This is a genomic window from Duganella sp. sic0402, assembly GCF_019219065.1.
Lineage (GTDB): Bacteria > Pseudomonadota > Gammaproteobacteria > Burkholderiales > Burkholderiaceae_D > Rugamonas.
Genome location: NZ_JAHUWK010000001.1, coordinates 660,309 through 675,764 on the forward strand (window position 1 = coordinate 660,309; position 15,456 = coordinate 675,764).

Annotated in this window: 11 protein-coding genes; 5 read left to right on the forward strand and 6 right to left on the reverse strand. The window is 61.6% G+C overall.

Features of this window, described 5'->3' with window-relative positions:
• Positions 1 to 136: 136 nt before the first annotated feature.
• The 4 genes from KW842_RS02845 (at position 137) to KW842_RS02860 (ending at position 5,364) form a co-directional block, all read left to right on the forward strand.
• Positions 137 to 718 carry an RNA polymerase sigma factor gene (locus KW842_RS02845; protein ID WP_218302560.1) on the forward strand — a complete coding sequence of 194 codons (582 nt, stop codon included), beginning with the start codon at positions 137 to 139 and terminating at the stop codon, positions 716 to 718.
• The gene (locus tag KW842_RS02850) at positions 715 to 1,671 is read left to right on the forward strand and encodes a FecR domain-containing protein (RefSeq protein WP_218302561.1); all 957 of its coding nucleotides are present in this window, start codon (positions 715 to 717) and stop codon (positions 1,669 to 1,671) included. The genes KW842_RS02845 and KW842_RS02850 overlap by 4 nt, the downstream gene beginning before the upstream one ends.
• A 69-nt stretch (positions 1,672 to 1,740) precedes the next feature.
• Positions 1,741 to 4,119 (forward strand): TonB-dependent receptor domain-containing protein, encoded by a 2,379-nt coding sequence (locus tag KW842_RS02855; RefSeq protein WP_229223449.1) that lies wholly within the window; start codon positions 1,741 to 1,743, stop codon positions 4,117 to 4,119.
• Between the two features lie 9 nt (positions 4,120 to 4,128).
• On the forward strand, positions 4,129 to 5,364 hold the full coding sequence (locus KW842_RS02860) for a ComEC/Rec2 family competence protein (protein ID WP_218302562.1): 1,236 nt from the start codon (positions 4,129 to 4,131) through the stop codon (positions 5,362 to 5,364).
• Here the strand turns inward: KW842_RS02860 and KW842_RS02865 are convergent.
• From KW842_RS02865 to KW842_RS02885, 5 genes are all read right to left on the reverse strand, one after another.
• The gene (locus tag KW842_RS02865) at positions 5,306 to 6,754 is read right to left on the reverse strand and encodes a PepSY domain-containing protein (protein ID WP_218302563.1); all 1,449 of its coding nucleotides are present in this window, start codon (positions 6,752 to 6,754) and stop codon (positions 5,306 to 5,308) included. The genes KW842_RS02860 and KW842_RS02865 overlap by 59 nt on opposite strands.
• A gap of 17 nt (positions 6,755 to 6,771) precedes the next feature.
• Positions 6,772 to 9,162: a TonB-dependent siderophore receptor gene (locus KW842_RS02870; RefSeq protein WP_218302564.1), complete on the reverse strand. Its 2,391-nt coding sequence runs from the start codon at positions 9,160 to 9,162 to the stop codon at positions 6,772 to 6,774.
• A gap of 81 nt (positions 9,163 to 9,243) precedes the next feature.
• Positions 9,244 to 10,233: a FecR domain-containing protein gene (locus tag KW842_RS02875; protein ID WP_218302565.1), complete on the reverse strand. Its 990-nt coding sequence runs from the start codon at positions 10,231 to 10,233 to the stop codon at positions 9,244 to 9,246.
• Between the two features lie 11 nt (positions 10,234 to 10,244).
• On the reverse strand, positions 10,245 to 10,775 hold the full coding sequence (locus KW842_RS02880) for a sigma-70 family RNA polymerase sigma factor (RefSeq protein WP_218302566.1): 531 nt from the start codon (positions 10,773 to 10,775) through the stop codon (positions 10,245 to 10,247).
• A 66-nt stretch (positions 10,776 to 10,841) separates the two neighbouring features.
• Positions 10,842 to 12,419, reverse strand: a complete 1,578-nt coding sequence (locus tag KW842_RS02885; protein ID WP_218302567.1) for a DUF5605 domain-containing protein — start codon at positions 12,417 to 12,419, stop codon at positions 10,842 to 10,844.
• Between the two features lie 118 nt (positions 12,420 to 12,537).
• Between KW842_RS02885 and pelA the strand changes: the two genes are divergently transcribed.
• Positions 12,538 to 14,985, forward strand: a complete 2,448-nt coding sequence (gene pelA / locus KW842_RS27395; RefSeq protein ID WP_229223450.1) for a pectate lyase — start codon at positions 12,538 to 12,540, stop codon at positions 14,983 to 14,985.
• 36 nt (positions 14,986 to 15,021) lie between these two features.
• Here pelA and KW842_RS02895 read toward each other — a convergent pair whose 3' ends face one another.
• Positions 15,022 to 15,450, reverse strand: a complete 429-nt coding sequence (locus KW842_RS02895; protein ID WP_218302568.1) for a hypothetical protein — start codon at positions 15,448 to 15,450, stop codon at positions 15,022 to 15,024.
• Between the last annotated feature and the right edge of the window lie 6 nt (positions 15,451 to 15,456).

The following is a 15,456-nucleotide window of genomic DNA, read 5'->3' on the forward strand; positions in this document are numbered from 1 at the left end:
GGAATTATAGCGAAATCAGGACCTTAAGTCATTTTGTGTACCATATTGGCCGCTTTGAAAAGATTTATTTGTCAGTACATAGCGGATTTTTATGACTTGTTCGTCTTAGCCGGTGTCTCCCTCATTTTTACTTCACATGCCCACTGACCTGGACGACTGGTTTGTACGCGAGGTGCTGCCGCTGGAGGCGGCGCTGGCCCGTTTCCTGCGTCGTCATCGCCAGCCCAGCGATGATGTTGCCGATTTATTACAGGAAGTCTATGTGCGGATCTATGAATCCGCCGCCCGGCACCGTCCGGAGCTGGTACAGGCCTTCGTCTTCGCTGCCGCGCGCAACCTGCTAATTGATCAGGCGCGCCGCGCGCAGATCGTCTCCATCGAAGCTTACGCCGACCTGGAAACGCTGGATCTGTCCAGCCATGAACTGACGCCCGAGCGCCACGCCAGCGGCCATCAGGAGCTGCGGCTGCTGCAAAACGCGCTGGAACAGCTGCCGCTGCGCTGCGGTGAAGTGGTCCGGCTACGCAAGATCGATGGAATGTCGCAGCGCGAAGTCGCCGAGCACATGGGGATTGCCGAGGACACGGTGGAAAAACAGATCGCGAAAGGTATGCGTGCGCTGGCGGACGCGCTGCTGCTCAAAGGAGTGGTAGTCAATATGTCAAAATTGACAGCCCGGATACGTGGCAAGAATGAACAGAAAGGTGGCCCGCTATGATGTGCAATGCCGCCGAGATTGAAGCGCAGGCCGCCGAATGGCTGGCCAGACGCGATCGGGATGACTGGAGCGAGCAGCAGCAACAGGCGTTCGACGCGTGGATTAATGCCGCCACCGCGCACCGCATTGCGTGGCTGCGGCTGGAAAGTATCTGGCAGCGTGCCGACCGTCTGGGCAGCCTGCATCATCCGGGCCGCAGCGCCGTCCCGGCTGCCGCGCTTTTCAGTCAGCGGTACTGGCGCATTGCTGCCGGCGTCACGCTGGTGGTCGGGGCGGCGTGGATTGCGACCATCGGCTTGCGCGATCAGCCGACGCAATATAAAACGGCGCTGGGCCAAAGTACCTCATTGGCGCTCGATGACGGCACGCGGGTAACGCTCAACACCAACACCAGGTTGTGGGCAAAGCTGGCCAGTGCGCGGCGCGTGGTCTGGCTAGACAAGGGCGAAGCCTATTTTGAAGTCACGCACGACGCCAGCCGGCCTTTCGTGGTGGAGGCGGGTTCGCGCCGCATCACTGTACTGGGCACGCGCTTCTCGGTGCGCCGCGATGACGATGGCCAGGTACAGGTGACGGTGGCGGATGGCCGCGTGCAGGTCAGCCCGACCGCCGATGGCGCCACTGCCGTACCGGCCATCATCACCCGCAACGACAGCCTGCTGGCGAAGGGCGATGCGGTGCTGGTCAGCCATGAGACGGATCAGCAGACCACCAGCCGCCTGAGCTGGCGCCAGGGCCGGCTGGTGCTGGACCAGATGACGCTGGCGCAGGCGGCGCAGGAATTCAACCGCTACAACAAGCGGCAGCTGCTGATTGCCGACCCGGTCGCGGCGCAGCTGCGCATTGGCGGCAGCTTCAATGTCGACAATATCGATGGCTTTGCGCGGCTGCTTGAGCAAGGCATGGGGCTGAAAGTCGCGCGCCAGGGCGACATCATCAAAATATATCGCTGACGCATACCGGATTGTGTGGTGCTGCTCGTCTTAACGGATGGGCAGTATCCAATCACTTCAAAATAGGGCATGAACATGGTTCGTCATACACTGGCTATCGCGGTGCTGGCTTTATGCACGGCGGCACAGGCGCAAACGCGCGACATCAGCATCGGCGCTGGAGATCTGAAAACCGCGCTCGATGCGTGGAGCACGCAGGCGGGCGTGCAGGTACTGTATAGCAGCGCCGATATCGAAGGCGTGCAAACCAAGGGGGCACGCGGTACCTTGTCGGCCGACGAGGCGTTGAAACAGCTACTCGCCAACAGCGACTTGCAGGTGCGGCATGACGGCGCCAACGCAGTGGTCATCTTTCGCGGCGCAAAACCGGCCGCAGTCGCCGCTATCAACACCGCAGCCCAGCCAGAAGCCAGCGGCGACAGCCTCGCCAGCATCACCGTCACCGCGCAAAAGCGCAGCCAGGCAGCCCAAAGCGTCCCCATCTCAATGACCACGCTGTCGGCGCGTGTGATTGAAGCGAACCGCGTGCAGAATCTGCAGGATGTCAGCCGTTTGACGCCGGGACTGCTGGTGTCGTCGTTCAGCCAGGCCAATCCGACTATTGCGATACGCGGCATCAGCAATACGTTTTCGCAGATCGGCGTGAGCAAGCCGGTGGCCGTGGTGGTCGATGATGTCTTTATCCCGCGTAACAGCGCCGCGAGCTTTGAGCTGTTCGACCTGGATAGCATCAATGTGCTGAAAGGGCCGCAAGGCACGCTATTTGGGCGTAACGTCACTGGTGGTGTCATCGTGATCAACACCCGCCAGCCTGCGCTGGACGAAAGCGCGGCGGAAGCGCAAATCACTTTCGGCAAGCTGGGCGAGCGCCAGCTCAATGGCCTGGTCACCACGCCGTTGAGCGAGGCGGCTGCCTTCAAGTTCTCCACCTCGCTGCGCGAACGCGACGGCTATGGGCGCGACCGCCTGACCGGCCAGGAGGAAGATGACCTGAACAGCCGCAACTACCGCGCGCAACTGCTGCTCAAGCCTGATAGCGATATCGAAGCCACCCTCAGCGCGGATTACAGCGAAGACTGGAATGGCGGCCGTACGCTGTCCTCCAATACGCTGGGCGACGATGGCAATTCGCGCACTTCCGAACTCGGCGTGCCGCAAGGCTTTCAGCGCTATATCTCCGGCATCTCGGCCAAGCTTCACTGGAGGCTGCCGGCGGGTGAGCTAACAGCCATCAGCGCCTATCGTAGCTCGCGCGCCAGCGAAGACTACTCCGGCGTCGGCGTTCACTACAGCCTGCTGACCACCGGCAGCCAGAGCATCACGCGCGACGCCGACAATATCGACACCTGGTCGCACGAGCTGCGCTACGCCAGCCCGAAATGGGCTGCGGGCGATTTCGTCACCGGCCTGTATTATATGAGCGAAGAGGGCAGCCGCTTGCTGGCGACGCACGGCCTGGCCGCCCGCACCGGTGCGCTGGCCAGTTCGACGCTGGCCGACCAGCAGGTCGATACCAAAAGCCTGGGCGTGTTCGCCGACGGTGTGGTGCACCTGCCCGCCGCTTTCGACCTCACAGCCGGTGTGCGCTACACGCACGACGAGAAGACCGGTAATCTGACCCGCACCGACTTCGTGCGTCCAGCCGCGACTTTCACCAGCAACGGCGTCAAGGCCAGCTGGAGCGAGTTCACGCCACGCCTGGTGCTGAGCTGGGAGCCACAAATGAACCTGATGTTCTATGCCAGCGCCACGCGCGGCTTCACCGCTGGCGGTTTTAACGGCGATGCCGCAACGGCGGCCATCTTCCACAAGTCATTTGACCCAGAGAAGGTGAGCAATTACGAGGCTGGGGTCAAATCGCAATGGCTTAACAACCGCTTGCGCCTGAACGCATCGGTGTACAAAATGAAGTACACCGACAAGCAGGAATTGGTGAACAATGCGCTGACCGGCATCCTGACCATCGTCAACGCAGGCAAGGCGACCGTCAAGGGCGGCGAGCTGGAACTGGCGTACAAGCCGCTGAAATGGCTGGAACTGTCGGGCGGTTATAGCCATGTGGATGGCGTGTATGACAGCTTCGCCGTCGGCACTTTCAACTACACGGGCAATCCGCTGTCGTCGTCGCCTCGCAATCAGTACTCGGCCGCAGCCAACATCAGCCTGCCGATGGGGGCGGCCGGATTCCTGACCGCAGCCGCCAACTACGCATGGCGCGATACTTACAACACCGGCGCTGCCAACGATCCCAATTTGCAGATTCCCGGCTACGGCCTGGCCAATATGAGTGCGGGCTACGAGTCGCCGGACCGCAGCTGGAAAGTCACCGCCTGGGTGAAGAACGCCAACGACACACGCTACATCCTGACCCGATCGACACAGGTGGTGCGCGCGGAGTATGACGGCGAGCCGCGCACCTTCGGCGTTACACTGGGCGCGAAGTTCTAAGGAGGCGGCATGCATCATCAACTACATCGCCGCCAGTTTGTACTGGGGATGCTGGCCGCGCCGCTGGCAATACGTGGCGCACTGGCTGCGGTGGCGGACGCGCGCCTGTCGCCGTGGACGCCTGGTTGCCTGGACATTCATCACATCGCTACAGGCCGCGGCAGCGCCACGCTGGTGATCATGCCGGACGGGACCAGCATGCTGATCGACGCTGGCGCTACCAACAACAAGCTGGATGTATCAGCGGCGCCGAAGCCGAATGCACAGCGCCGTCCGGGCGAATGGATAGGCCGATATGCGCAGCGCCACCTGCGCGCCACCGGCCGCCAGCAGCTGGATTACGTGCTGCTGACGCATATCCATCCAGATCACCTTGGCGATGTCGACGATGCTTCGCCCCGGTCGGCACAGGGCGACTACCGGCTGTCCGGCGTCACCGACGTGGCGGAGCTGCTGCCGATAGGGCGCTTGATCGACCGTGGCGCGCCTGATTATAGCTACCCGGCCAAGCCCAAGGGGACGTATGCGGAGAATTACTTCGCCTTTGTCAAATCGCGCTTGCAGCGCGGGTTGGTGGTGGAGCCTGCGCGTCCCGGCAGCAGCAGCCAATTGGCGATGCGCAGCATCTCCGACTCCTTCGGCATCCGCGTTGTCGCCGCCAACGGCGAGGTCTGGACTGGCAGCGGCGAGCAGGCCAGGTCGATGTTCCCGCCGCTGGCCAGTCTGGTGCGGGCGGATTATCCGAATGAGAATGTCTGTTCAATCGCACTCAAGGTCAGCCTCGGGAAATTTTCGTACTTTACAGGCGGCGACCTGACCAGCTACACCTTCGATGGCGAACTACCGTGGCTGGACGTGCTGGGCGCCGCCGCGCGGGTGGCGGGTCCGGTCACCGTAGCCACGGCCGATCACCACGGCATGTTTGACGGCTTGAGCGCCGATGTGGTGCGGGCGCTGCGTCCGCAGGTGTGGGTGATCCCAAGCTGGCATATCTCGCATCCGGACATGCTGCAAATGGAGCGCATGCTGAGCCAGCGCCTGTATCCAGGGCTGCGCGAAATCTACGCGACCTCGGTGATGACGGAAAATCACCTGGCCAACAAGCGCCTCACCAGCCAGATGCACAGCCGCGATGGCCACGTAGTGGTGCGGGTACAGCCGGATGGTGCTGCGTACACAATTTACGTCACCGATAACGGCGATGAGAACGATACGATAAAGTTGGAAAGCCGCCACACTTTATAAACCCGCAGGCCAGGCATAGAAAAGCCGCATCGAAGATGGGAAACGCGCGGGGAGCGGATATGACATCGACTAATGCCAGCGCTATCCATAACAGGGCCGCCGTATGCCATTGCTCTCGCCAGCTCCGCGAAGCCGGCCGGCAAGCGGCATGCAGCGCGCAGATTCCCCAGCAGAGGAAAAAACAGTGGATCTCCCACTGCGCACGGTCCGGCATGTCCAACGGCAGCAGACGATTCGCCAACAGGAAGGCCGCGACCGCGCTGGCCAGCCCGGCGATGCACATCACATTGGCGCGTTCAACGAAACGCCGGCCGTCGGTCTCGCGCTTGGCGGTCCACAGCAGCATGCCGGTGGCCACCATTGCCGCGCCCAGCATGCTGCTGATGAAATACAGGCAGCGCAATACGGGATCGGCGTAACGACCCAGATGCAGCGCGTAAGCCGTGCCCCAGGTGGACAATGCAGCACTGGCGCTGTCTTGCCTTGCCAGCAGTGTGCCGTTCACGCCGTCAAACAGCAGGTACGATGGGCTGACCGAGAGACGGCGAGTGTCGCTACGGGCAATGGCGAGCCTGGCCGACGCATCACCAGGATGTGTAACGATGATGCGGCCGACGCTGTCCTTGCCCCATTGCGCAGTGGCTTGCGCCATCAATGGCGCTAAATCGGCCAAGGGCGTGTCTTTTCCGCTGCGGGCCGGCGTATCGAAGCGAACCTGCATGACTTTGGCCAATTCGGAGCGCGCCTGCTGCTGGCCAAACACCCCCGCCGCTCCCCACGGCATATAGGTAAACATCAGCGTTACCAGGCCGGTATAGACGATCATCAGGTGAAACGGCAGGCCCAGCACCGAGCCTGCATTGTGCGCGTCGAGCCAGGAGCGCTGCCCTTTGCCGGGCCGGAAAGTGAAGAAGTCGCTGAAAATTCGCCGATGCACGATGACGCCGCTGACCATCACCGCCAACGCCATCACCGCACACAGACCGACTATCCAGCGGCCCAGCGTGCCGGGCAGGTAATGCAGTGAAAAATGCAGATAGTAGAAAAACTCGCCGCCTTGGGTAGCGCGTGGACGCAGCAGGGCGCCGCTGGCCGGATCCAGCAGGGCGCGCTGATAGTCGTCGCCTTGTTCCCACGCGACGTCGATCACATTGCTGCGCGTCCCCGGCAGATCGATCTGCCACTGTTCGGCGCCGGCGGCCTGCTGTGCGAGCGTGGCCAGCGCGCGCTGCGCTGCCTGCGTTTGATCCAACATCGCCGGCCGGGCGGGAATTTCAGGCCGCAGCCATTGCGTCAGCTCGTCGCGGAAGTAGCTGATGCCGCCGGTGATGAAGATGGCGTACAGCAGCCACCCCGCCAACAGCCCGGCCCACGTGTGCAGGCCGGCCATGGACTGCCGCAGGCCCATCAGAACCGGTAGCTGGTGCTCACGTTGACAGTGCGTTCGGCATTCCGGTAGCAGAAGGTGCCGTCGCAGTCCAGTAGGACCTGTTTGTTAAACAGATTGCTCACATTGAGCGAGAAGCGCCATGGTCCTTGTTCCCAGCCCAGCGCGCCGTCGATCATGCCGAAGTCAGGATTGGTGATGTTCTCGTTCGAATAGTCCTGATACGAGCGCGCCTTGCCAAAGTAGCGCACACCCAGCGCTGCGTGCGCCAGCGCCGCATCGCTCAGCCGGAAGTTGTACTTGGCCCATACCGAAGCGCTGTGTTTGACTGCGCCTGGCTGCGACAGGCCGCGATCGCCATAATTGCTTTCCTGGATATCGGAATCCAGATAGGTGTATTGGGCGACGATGCTGAGGTTGCGCAGGACATCCGCGCGCGCCTCCAGCTCCAGGCCGCGCGACCGGACCGAGCCGGTCTGCACAATCGCATCCGGGTCCAGCGCGGCAGCCGTGGTGACGTTTTTGCGCACCAGATTGAACACCGACGCGGTATAGCTGACGTTGGCATGATCCGGCTGGTAACGTACGCCAGCCTCGAACTGGCGGCCGGTGGATGGTTTCAGCAGCTCGTTGTTGATGTCGCGCCCGATCTCCGGCGAAAACGAGGTGGAATAGCTGATGTACGGCGCCCAGCCGGATTCAAACAGATACACACCACCCAGGCGGCCAGTAATTTTGCTGGCAGACTGGCTGTAAGCCTCGGTGGAAGTGCCGGCCGCCGGCAGCACGCGGGTGTTGGAATTTTCCGCCCGGTCGCGACGCACACCGGCGGTCATCACCCATTGATCCCATTTGACCTGATCTTGCAGATACAGGCCGGTTTGCTTCAGCGGATACAGTTCGTAGCGCGGCGAGGCCGAGGCGGCGATGGGCTGTTTGTCGCCGTAGACCGGATTGTACAGGTCCAGATTCGGCATTGGCGTGATGCTGTATGGGTAGCGGTCGGTGGTCTTGTTGTCCGCGTAGTCCACGCCTGCCAGTACATTGTGCGCCAGTGTACCGGTACGGAAGTTAGCCTGTACGCGGGTGTCGGCCTGCAGGCCGCGCCAGGCGGAACCGCGCGGGTAGAACAGGCGCGTGACCGAGCGGCCGTCGGCCAGCAGCGCGCGCGGGAAGACATTGGTTTCGTCGCGATCCAGCTCGGTGTAGCGCAGGTTTTGCTGCACCGACCAGGTGTCGTTGAAACGGTGCTCGAACTCGTAGCCGAACATGTGATTCTCGCGCTTCCAGCGGTTGTCCTTGCCGCCGAGATTGACGCTGGCGGAAGGCTGGCCGAGCGGACCAGGATGCGCCAGCTGATTCGGCCAGGCATAGGACTGGTCATCTTTCTGATACTGCGCCAGCAAGGTCAGGCGGGTATTGGCGTCCGGCTGCCAGGTCAGCGCCGGCGCCACATAGACGCGGTCGTCGCGGTCGAAGTCCAGGCGGGTGCCGGAATCACGGCCCAGCATGGTCACGCGATACGTCCATACGCCACGCTGGTCCAGCGCGCCACCGACATCGACCTTGATCTGCTTGCGGTCATAGGTGCCGTATTCGACGCCGATCTCGCGCACCGCGCTCGCCGATGGACGCTTGGACACGGCGTTAATCATGCCGCCCGGTGGCGACTGGCCGTACAGCACCGAGGCGGGGCCGCGCAGCACTTCCAGTCGTTCCAGCCCGTAAGGCTCAATCGGCGCGGCGTAAGCGCGGCCGGAGGTCAGCAGGCCGTCGCGAAAAATGCCTGCGGTGCCCAGCTCGAAGCCGCGCAGCATCGAGAATTCATCCACCGCCCATGGCTTCATGTTCGGCGTGACGCCGGCGGTGTAGCGCAGCGCTTCATCCAGCGTTTCGACCTTGCGGTCGGCCAGTTCGTCCGCCGTCACGACCGATACGGATTGCGGATTTTCGATCAGGCGGATATCGGTCTTGGTGGCGGTGGCGCTGCGCCGGGCGACATAGCCGTCAACGTGATTCAGTGCGGTTTCGCGCTCGCCTTGTACTTTCACTTCCGGCAGCGCCAGCGGGACGTTGCCACGCGGAGCGACCGTCGACGCGGCACCTTCTTTCAGCACATAGCGCCCGTTGCCTTGCGTGACGGCTTCCAGTCCGCTGCCGGCCAGCAGACGGCCCAGCGCCTCTTGCGGCGTCAGTTGCCCTTGCAGGCCTGGGCTGTTTTTACCAGCCGTGAGCGCGCCATCGGCCGCGACATACACACCGGATTCGACGGAAAAACGGGCGATGACCACGTTCAGCGGACCGGCAGGAATATTGTAAGCGCGCGGCGCGGCGTCGGCGGCCAGCGCCAGGACGGGGGCGGTGACGGCCAGCATGCCGGCCAAGGCGTGTTGAGCAAAATGGGAGGTCATTACAAGCTTTCGGAAATGGAAAATAACTGTTTTCACTATGCTTTCCGAACGACATCCAAAAAAGGGAACCAGTTTGTTGAGTTATTTTCCTGGCTTGACGCTGACCCACCACGGCAACACCGAGCGCACTTGCACCGGCAGCGCCGCTTCCAGCATTGCCAGCGCCTGATCCGTATCGCGCAGCGGGAAGCCGCCCACCACCCGCAGACTGGCAATTGCCGGATCGCACGCCAGGTAGCCATGCCGATAGCGCGACAACTCGGCCAGAAACTGCTCCAGCGGCAAATCTTGGGCAATCAGCATTCCTTGCGTCCATGCCTGGCGCGTGGCCGGCAGCGTAGCCGCTGCCGCGATCTGGCTGCGCGAGAACTGTGTTTCCTGCCCGGCATTGATGATGCGCGGTGCGAAAGGCACGTCGGCCGGAGTGATCTCTACGCGCCCCTGGCTCACACCTAGCTGGGTATGCCCGTCGAACTGCCGCACTTCAAAGCGCGTACCCAGCGCACGCATCGCGCCGTGGCGGCTGCGCACGATGAAAGGGCGGGGCGGCTGCTGCGTATCCGGATGGGTTTCGACCAGGATTTCGCCCTTATGCAGCACCAGCAGCCGTTGGCTGTCATCGTAGCGCTGATCCAGCACGGTATCGGTATTGAGCCAGAGCTGGGTGCCATCGGCCAGCACCACCTTGCGGCTTTCGCCGACGCCGGTGCGGTGCGATGCGCCCAGACCGGCCAGCGTCGCCTGGACTTCCTCCTGTCGTGCCACTTGCCAGCCAAGGCCCGCCGTCACCGCCGTCAACACCAGCGTCTTGATGAATTTACGCCGTTTGCGCAGCTGGCTGGCGGCGTGCAGTGCGGAACCGGCCGCTTCGGGTGCCTCTTTGGCGAAGGACACGCCCTGGCTGATCGCCTCCACTCGCGCCCACGCGCTGCGATGGCTGGCATCACTGGCCAGCCAGGCTTGCCAGCGCTGGCGCTCGTCCTCTTCCACCTTGCCGGAGCGGAAAACCGCAAACCACTCGGCGGCCTGTTCAAGCGTGGCGAAGGGAATCGCGTCGTGGCGATGGTCCATCGATGTCATGCTCAGCCCATCGCCGCGTTGAAAGCAGCGCCAGCTGCCAGGCAGTGCAGCATGGCCTGCGCCATGTATTTTTTCACCATGCGCTCGGATACCTGGAGCCGTTCGCCGATTTCGGCATAGGTGAGGTCGTGCAGGTGCGCCAGCAGGAAGGCCGTGCGCGGCTTGTCCGCCAGACTGGCCAGGATGCGGTCGACTTCCATCAGGGTTTCAATCATGATGGCCTGGTGTTCGGCCGAAGGCTGGAATGCCTCCGGGAGATCCATCAAGGCCGCCACCCAGGCGCGTTCGATTTCCTCGCGCCGCCAGTGATCGACCACCAGGCCTTTGGCGATGGTGGTCAGGTAAGCGCGCGGAGGCTGCCGTCCATCCAGCTCGCGGGGACGGACCAGCAGGCGCAGAAAGGTATCCTGGGTGAGGTCCTCGGCGGTGAAGGAACATCCCAGCTTCCTGCGCAGCCAGGCTTGCAGCCAACCATGATGGTCGGCGTACAGGGTATGCAACTGCGGCTGCGCAATGGACTCGGAGCCCGTCATTCGTCTGCACCTCTGAGATGTGAATAATTCTCATTATTATATACTGAGGTGCAAGGCGCAAAGAAGCTATAGCTCCTCTTCTACGATTTCAGTGCTTTTCTTCTCTTGAAGCGGTGCGACCGGCGCGCCGATACGCTGGATGCGCAGCGCCATAAACGGCTTGCCGGGCAATTTGACGACGCGTTTATCTTTGTCGGTCACTGTGTAGCGGGTGGGATCAGTCAGCTCAAACGTCTCTGGAACCCGCGAAATCGTCATATTCCAGGTATCAATCACGTCCACCTGGAAGCGCATGCCTTTGCGGAGTTCACGCTGTGGCAGCACGAACGCCCATTGCTTGGGCTGGTCCTCGCCCAAGTAATACAGGTAGTAATCGCCAGCCTTGCCTGCGGCATTCATCACGAAGGCTTGGTCGATCGGGGTCAGTCCCTCGGCGGGACCGGATTCAACGATCTTGCGCAGAAAGGCGATGCGTTGCGGACTGCTGCCGTCCAGCTTGCCGCCTCCGCCGATCCAGCCGTTGTCGATAATTTCACCGTGGGTGGCGTAGGCGCCGCCGGTCAGCGCGATCCAGAAGCGGCGCGTCAGTTCCTCGCCACTGAGCTGGCCCCAGCGGCTGGCGGAATTGCCTTCGTAATTGATCTCGTCGTGGACGATGGGCTTCTTATAGATATCGCGCAGCAAGGGCGACACACCAAACACCTTCACCGCGTTGTAATACTGAAGGCTGACGTGGGTGACCCACGGCTTGTTGTAGTCATACAGCCGGTCGGCGTTGTGGATCGAGCGCAGATGATTGTAGGGATCGTATTTCTGCACCAGCTGGAAATAGTGGTCGAAGTCTTCGTCGCTCAGGTGCTTGATATAGCTGTTCTCGTTGGCCAGGCTCCACCAGATGTTCTGGAACGCCGCGAAGCGCGCCACCATGTACTTGACGAAGCGGCGATTGGTGTCATCGTTGGTGGTATCGAACCCCCATTGTCCTTTGTCGTAAGGGCGGAACAGGATCAGGTCGACCTGTATGCCCAGGTCGCTCAGTCTTTGCACATCCCGCTCCAGGCTGCGGAAATAGGCGGGATTGAAGCGGGAGAAATCGAAATTCTCCTTGGCGGTGCCGACGAAGGGGAATTGCGTCAGCTTGTCTGGTCCCTGCACGTAGTACGGCTTGTACGGCGGCACCGCGAGCATGCGCGCCTTGTTGAAGGCCGTGCCTTTCAGTGTCGCCAGCGTTTGCAGCTTGCGCGACTCGGGCTGGAACGCCCATTCATAAATGGTGGTGCCGAATGGATAAAACCGGCTGCCGTCGGCGTAAGCGAAATGGTAGGTGTTGGCGACGCGGACAGGGCCGCGATTTTTGCTCTCGACGCAGAGCAGGGCGCCGGTTTTGTTATTCAGTTCAGCATAGTTGCTATGCGTGGTGTAGGTCCATTCGCCTTCCCGGTCCGGCATGAAGCGGATTTTGTAGACCCCGTCGCCATCATAGAATCCTTCCGGCCGGTAGCTGTTGTCGCCCTGCCTGAAAGTTGCGCTGAGTTCCAGACTGGCATCCGGATTGCCTGCCGTCGGGCCGGGCAGGGTGATTTCGTATATGCCGTATTTGGGTACGCGCTGCTGCGCCCAGCTGGTGCTATGGAGTGCGCACAACAGAAATATGCCAAAGAAGAAATTCCTCATCGTTTTTCGTTCCCTCAAAGCAGCGTTGCATATAAATTATGTCATCATACATCTGATGACTTATCCCATCAATCGAGGAAAAAACATAATGATTAGAGACATCTTGATTGTGACGACGCTGACTTTGGCTGCCTGCGCACTGCCAGCGCAAGCTGCCGTGATTGGCCGTACCGTGCCGGCGGCGCCGCTGACAGACCCTCAAGTGGAGGGGCGGCCGGAGTGGCAAGCGTATCTGTCACGCTCCCGCGCATTGATGGCGGCCGACAAGGCCGCGCTCAGGGCGGAAAAGAAAGAGGGCGCTACGCCGGTGGCACTGGAATCTTCCGCCGGCATCAAAACCATGCCGCTGAACCGTCCGGCCGCGTGGTATGCCTCGGCCGAGGCGCGCCATGTTGCCGACGTGATCGTCAGCTTCCAGACACCGGCTGGCGGATGGAGCAAGAACACGCCGCGCGATGGCGCCTTGCGTCAGCCTGGCCAGCCTTATGTGGCCAGCCATGCCAAGGCCGCGCCGGACGATGTCCCTTGGGGCTGGGTCGGCACCTTCGACAACGACGCGACCACCACCGAAATGCGTTTCCTTGCCCGCGTGGCGCACGCGGCGCCGAATACCGCTTATCAGGCCAGTTTCCTGCGTGGCTTGCAGTATATATTTGATGCGCAGTATCCGAACGGCGGCTGGCCGCAGGTCTATCCGCTCCAGGGTGGTTATCACGACGCCATCACCTATAACGATGACGCCATGGTGGACATCGTCAAGCTGTTGTCGGCAGTCGCCAAGGGCAAGGAGGAATTCGCGTTTGTGCCGGAGCAACTGCGGCACAAAGCCGGCCAGGCCGAACAGCGCGCGATCGACTGCATTCTGGCGTCGCAGGTGCGCATCGACGGACGCCTGACGGCGTGGGCGCAGCAATACAGTCCGGTTTCGCTGCAACCGGCCGGGGCGCGCAATTTTGAGCCGGATGCGCTGTCCAGCGCCGAAAGCAGCGGCTTGCTGATGTTCCTGATGCAGGTTGAGGCGCCCACGCCTCGGATCACGGCCGCGATTGATAGCGGCGTCGCCTGGCTGCAAGCGACAGCGTTGCGTGATCAGGCATGGCGCGATACGCAGCAAGGCCATGTGCTGGTCGCCCAGGCCGGCGCGCCCTTGCTGTGGGCACGCTACGTCAGCCTGGAAACCGGCAAGCCGGTATTCGGCGACCGCGACCGCACCCTGCATGATGATGTATCGGAGCTGTCGCCAGAGCGGCGGAATGGCTACGCCTGGTATGTCACCAGTGGCCAGAAAGTGTTGACCGCCTATGCACGCTGGAAAAAAAGTGCGGCGCTGCCACGCGTGATCGTCTCCACCGATATCGGCGGGACTGACTTTGACGACTTTCAATCGCTGGTCCACCTGCTGGTGTACAGCGACAGCATCGACCTGGAAGGCATGATCGCGTCGCCATGGGGCGAGGGCAGGGATCGCAAACAGCATCTGCTGAAGATCATCGACGAATATGCCAAAGATTACCCGAAGCTGCGTACCTGGTCGGAGCGCTATCCGACGCCGGAGCATTTGCGCGGCATTTCCAAGCAGGGCGGTCTGGATCAGGCGGTTCCGCCTGGCTGGGGCAAGCCGACTGAAGGCTCCAACTGGATTGTTACCAGTGCGCGCCGGGATGATACGCGTCCGCTGTGGGTATTGCTGTGGGGCGGCTTCGAGGACCTGGCGCAGGCATTGCATGATGCACCGGAGATCACATCCAGGCTGCGCGTGTATATGATTGGCGGTCCGAACAAGAAATGGTCGACCGCCGCCTATGACTACATCGCGCGCGCGCATCCGGACTTGTGGATCATCGAAAATAATTCCACGTATCGCGGCTGGTTCACCGGCGGACGTCAGGATGGCGATCTTGGTAACGAGCGTTTTGTCGCGCAGCATGTGAAAGGCGTCGGCGCGCTGGGCGATTATTTCGCGGCGATTGCGCCCAAGGTCAAGATGGGCGATACGCCGTCGCTGGCGTATGTGCTTGGTGCGCATCCGGAAGACCCGGCCCACGGCGGCTGGGGCGGACAGTTTGTGCGTGCGTGGGATCGTCCGCGCATCACGTTCAGCGAGCCGCCCTCGGCAAAGGATGAGGTCGAGACATTTGCGGTCATGGAGTTGATTTATCGGCCGGCCGGCCAGGCACCAGCCCAGCCTCATGCAGCGCTAATCGTGGATAAGCAGGAATTCAAAGGCACGCTGGAGAAAGACGGTAGCTGGCATTTCCTGTTTTCGCCCAAGGAAAGCAAGACCTGGTCATATCGGATCAGCAGCAACCATCCGGGCTTGGATGGACAGACAGGCGGCTTCACGTCGCGGCTCCCGACACCCGCACAGACCGCACGCCCATCCGGCAAATATCCAAACTGGTGGACCGATAATCCGGCGACGGATTTGATGGAAGGCCAGGAGCCCGGTGCGAAAACCATCAGCCGCTGGCGGGTAGCGTTTCTGCGGGATTTTGCAGAGCGGCTGAAGAGAACACGGATTGCAGAAAAGCCTTAGCTTGCTCAAGACCGGACCTGGCAGTGCTTGAGGTCGCTAGCTCAACTGATCTGGAGCCATGCTGGATAAAACAAGGAAACCATAGTGGTACTCAGCACTCTGGGGATCGGCGTTGAGCGCCAGGTCGGTGACGTTGTCGTACAGTTGCCTGATGTCGTGTCCGGCCATCGCCTCACGTACTTCGCTGGCTAATCCGGCCTCCATATGATTACCCAGAACAGGAAACATGCGCGCATAGGCAGCTAACTGTGCGCCAGCGCCGGTGCTGAATAAAGCTAGTCCGATTAATGCTGCCTGCACCGTGTCGCGGGTTTCGTAGCGCATCAAAAATGTGGCCAGCTCTGCCGGCAGCTTGAATTGCTCCTGCGCTTTCAGCTCCCCGACCAGCTCCCGCAACGCCGCAGTGCGGTTGAACTCATCATCCGGCGACAGTATTTGTCGTGCAATCTCATCGATATTCATCATGTGCCT

Excerpts from the sequence above, each read along its gene's own strand:
- KW842_RS02845 (WP_218302560.1), top strand. The coding sequence starts at position 137 with ATGCCCACTGACCTGGACGACTGGTTTGTACGCGAGGTGCTGCCGCTG.
- KW842_RS02850 (WP_218302561.1), top strand. The coding sequence starts at position 715 with ATGATGTGCAATGCCGCCGAGATTGAAGCGCAGGCCGCCGAATGGCTG.
- KW842_RS02855 (WP_229223449.1), top strand. The coding sequence starts at position 1,741 with ATGAACATGGTTCGTCATACACTGGCTATCGCGGTGCTGGCTTTATGC.
- KW842_RS02860 (WP_218302562.1), top strand. The coding sequence starts at position 4,129 with ATGCATCATCAACTACATCGCCGCCAGTTTGTACTGGGGATGCTGGCC.
- KW842_RS02865 (WP_218302563.1), bottom strand. The coding sequence starts at position 6,754 with ATGGCCGGCCTGCACACGTGGGCCGGGCTGTTGGCGGGGTGGCTGCTG.
- KW842_RS02870 (WP_218302564.1), bottom strand. The coding sequence starts at position 9,162 with ATGACCTCCCATTTTGCTCAACACGCCTTGGCCGGCATGCTGGCCGTC.
- KW842_RS02875 (WP_218302565.1), bottom strand. The coding sequence starts at position 10,233 with ATGGACCATCGCCACGACGCGATTCCCTTCGCCACGCTTGAACAGGCC.
- KW842_RS02880 (WP_218302566.1), bottom strand. The coding sequence starts at position 10,775 with ATGACGGGCTCCGAGTCCATTGCGCAGCCGCAGTTGCATACCCTGTAC.
- pelA (WP_229223450.1), top strand. The coding sequence starts at position 12,538 with ATGATTAGAGACATCTTGATTGTGACGACGCTGACTTTGGCTGCCTGC.
- KW842_RS02895 (WP_218302568.1), bottom strand. The coding sequence starts at position 15,450 with ATGATGAATATCGATGAGATTGCACGACAAATACTGTCGCCGGATGAT.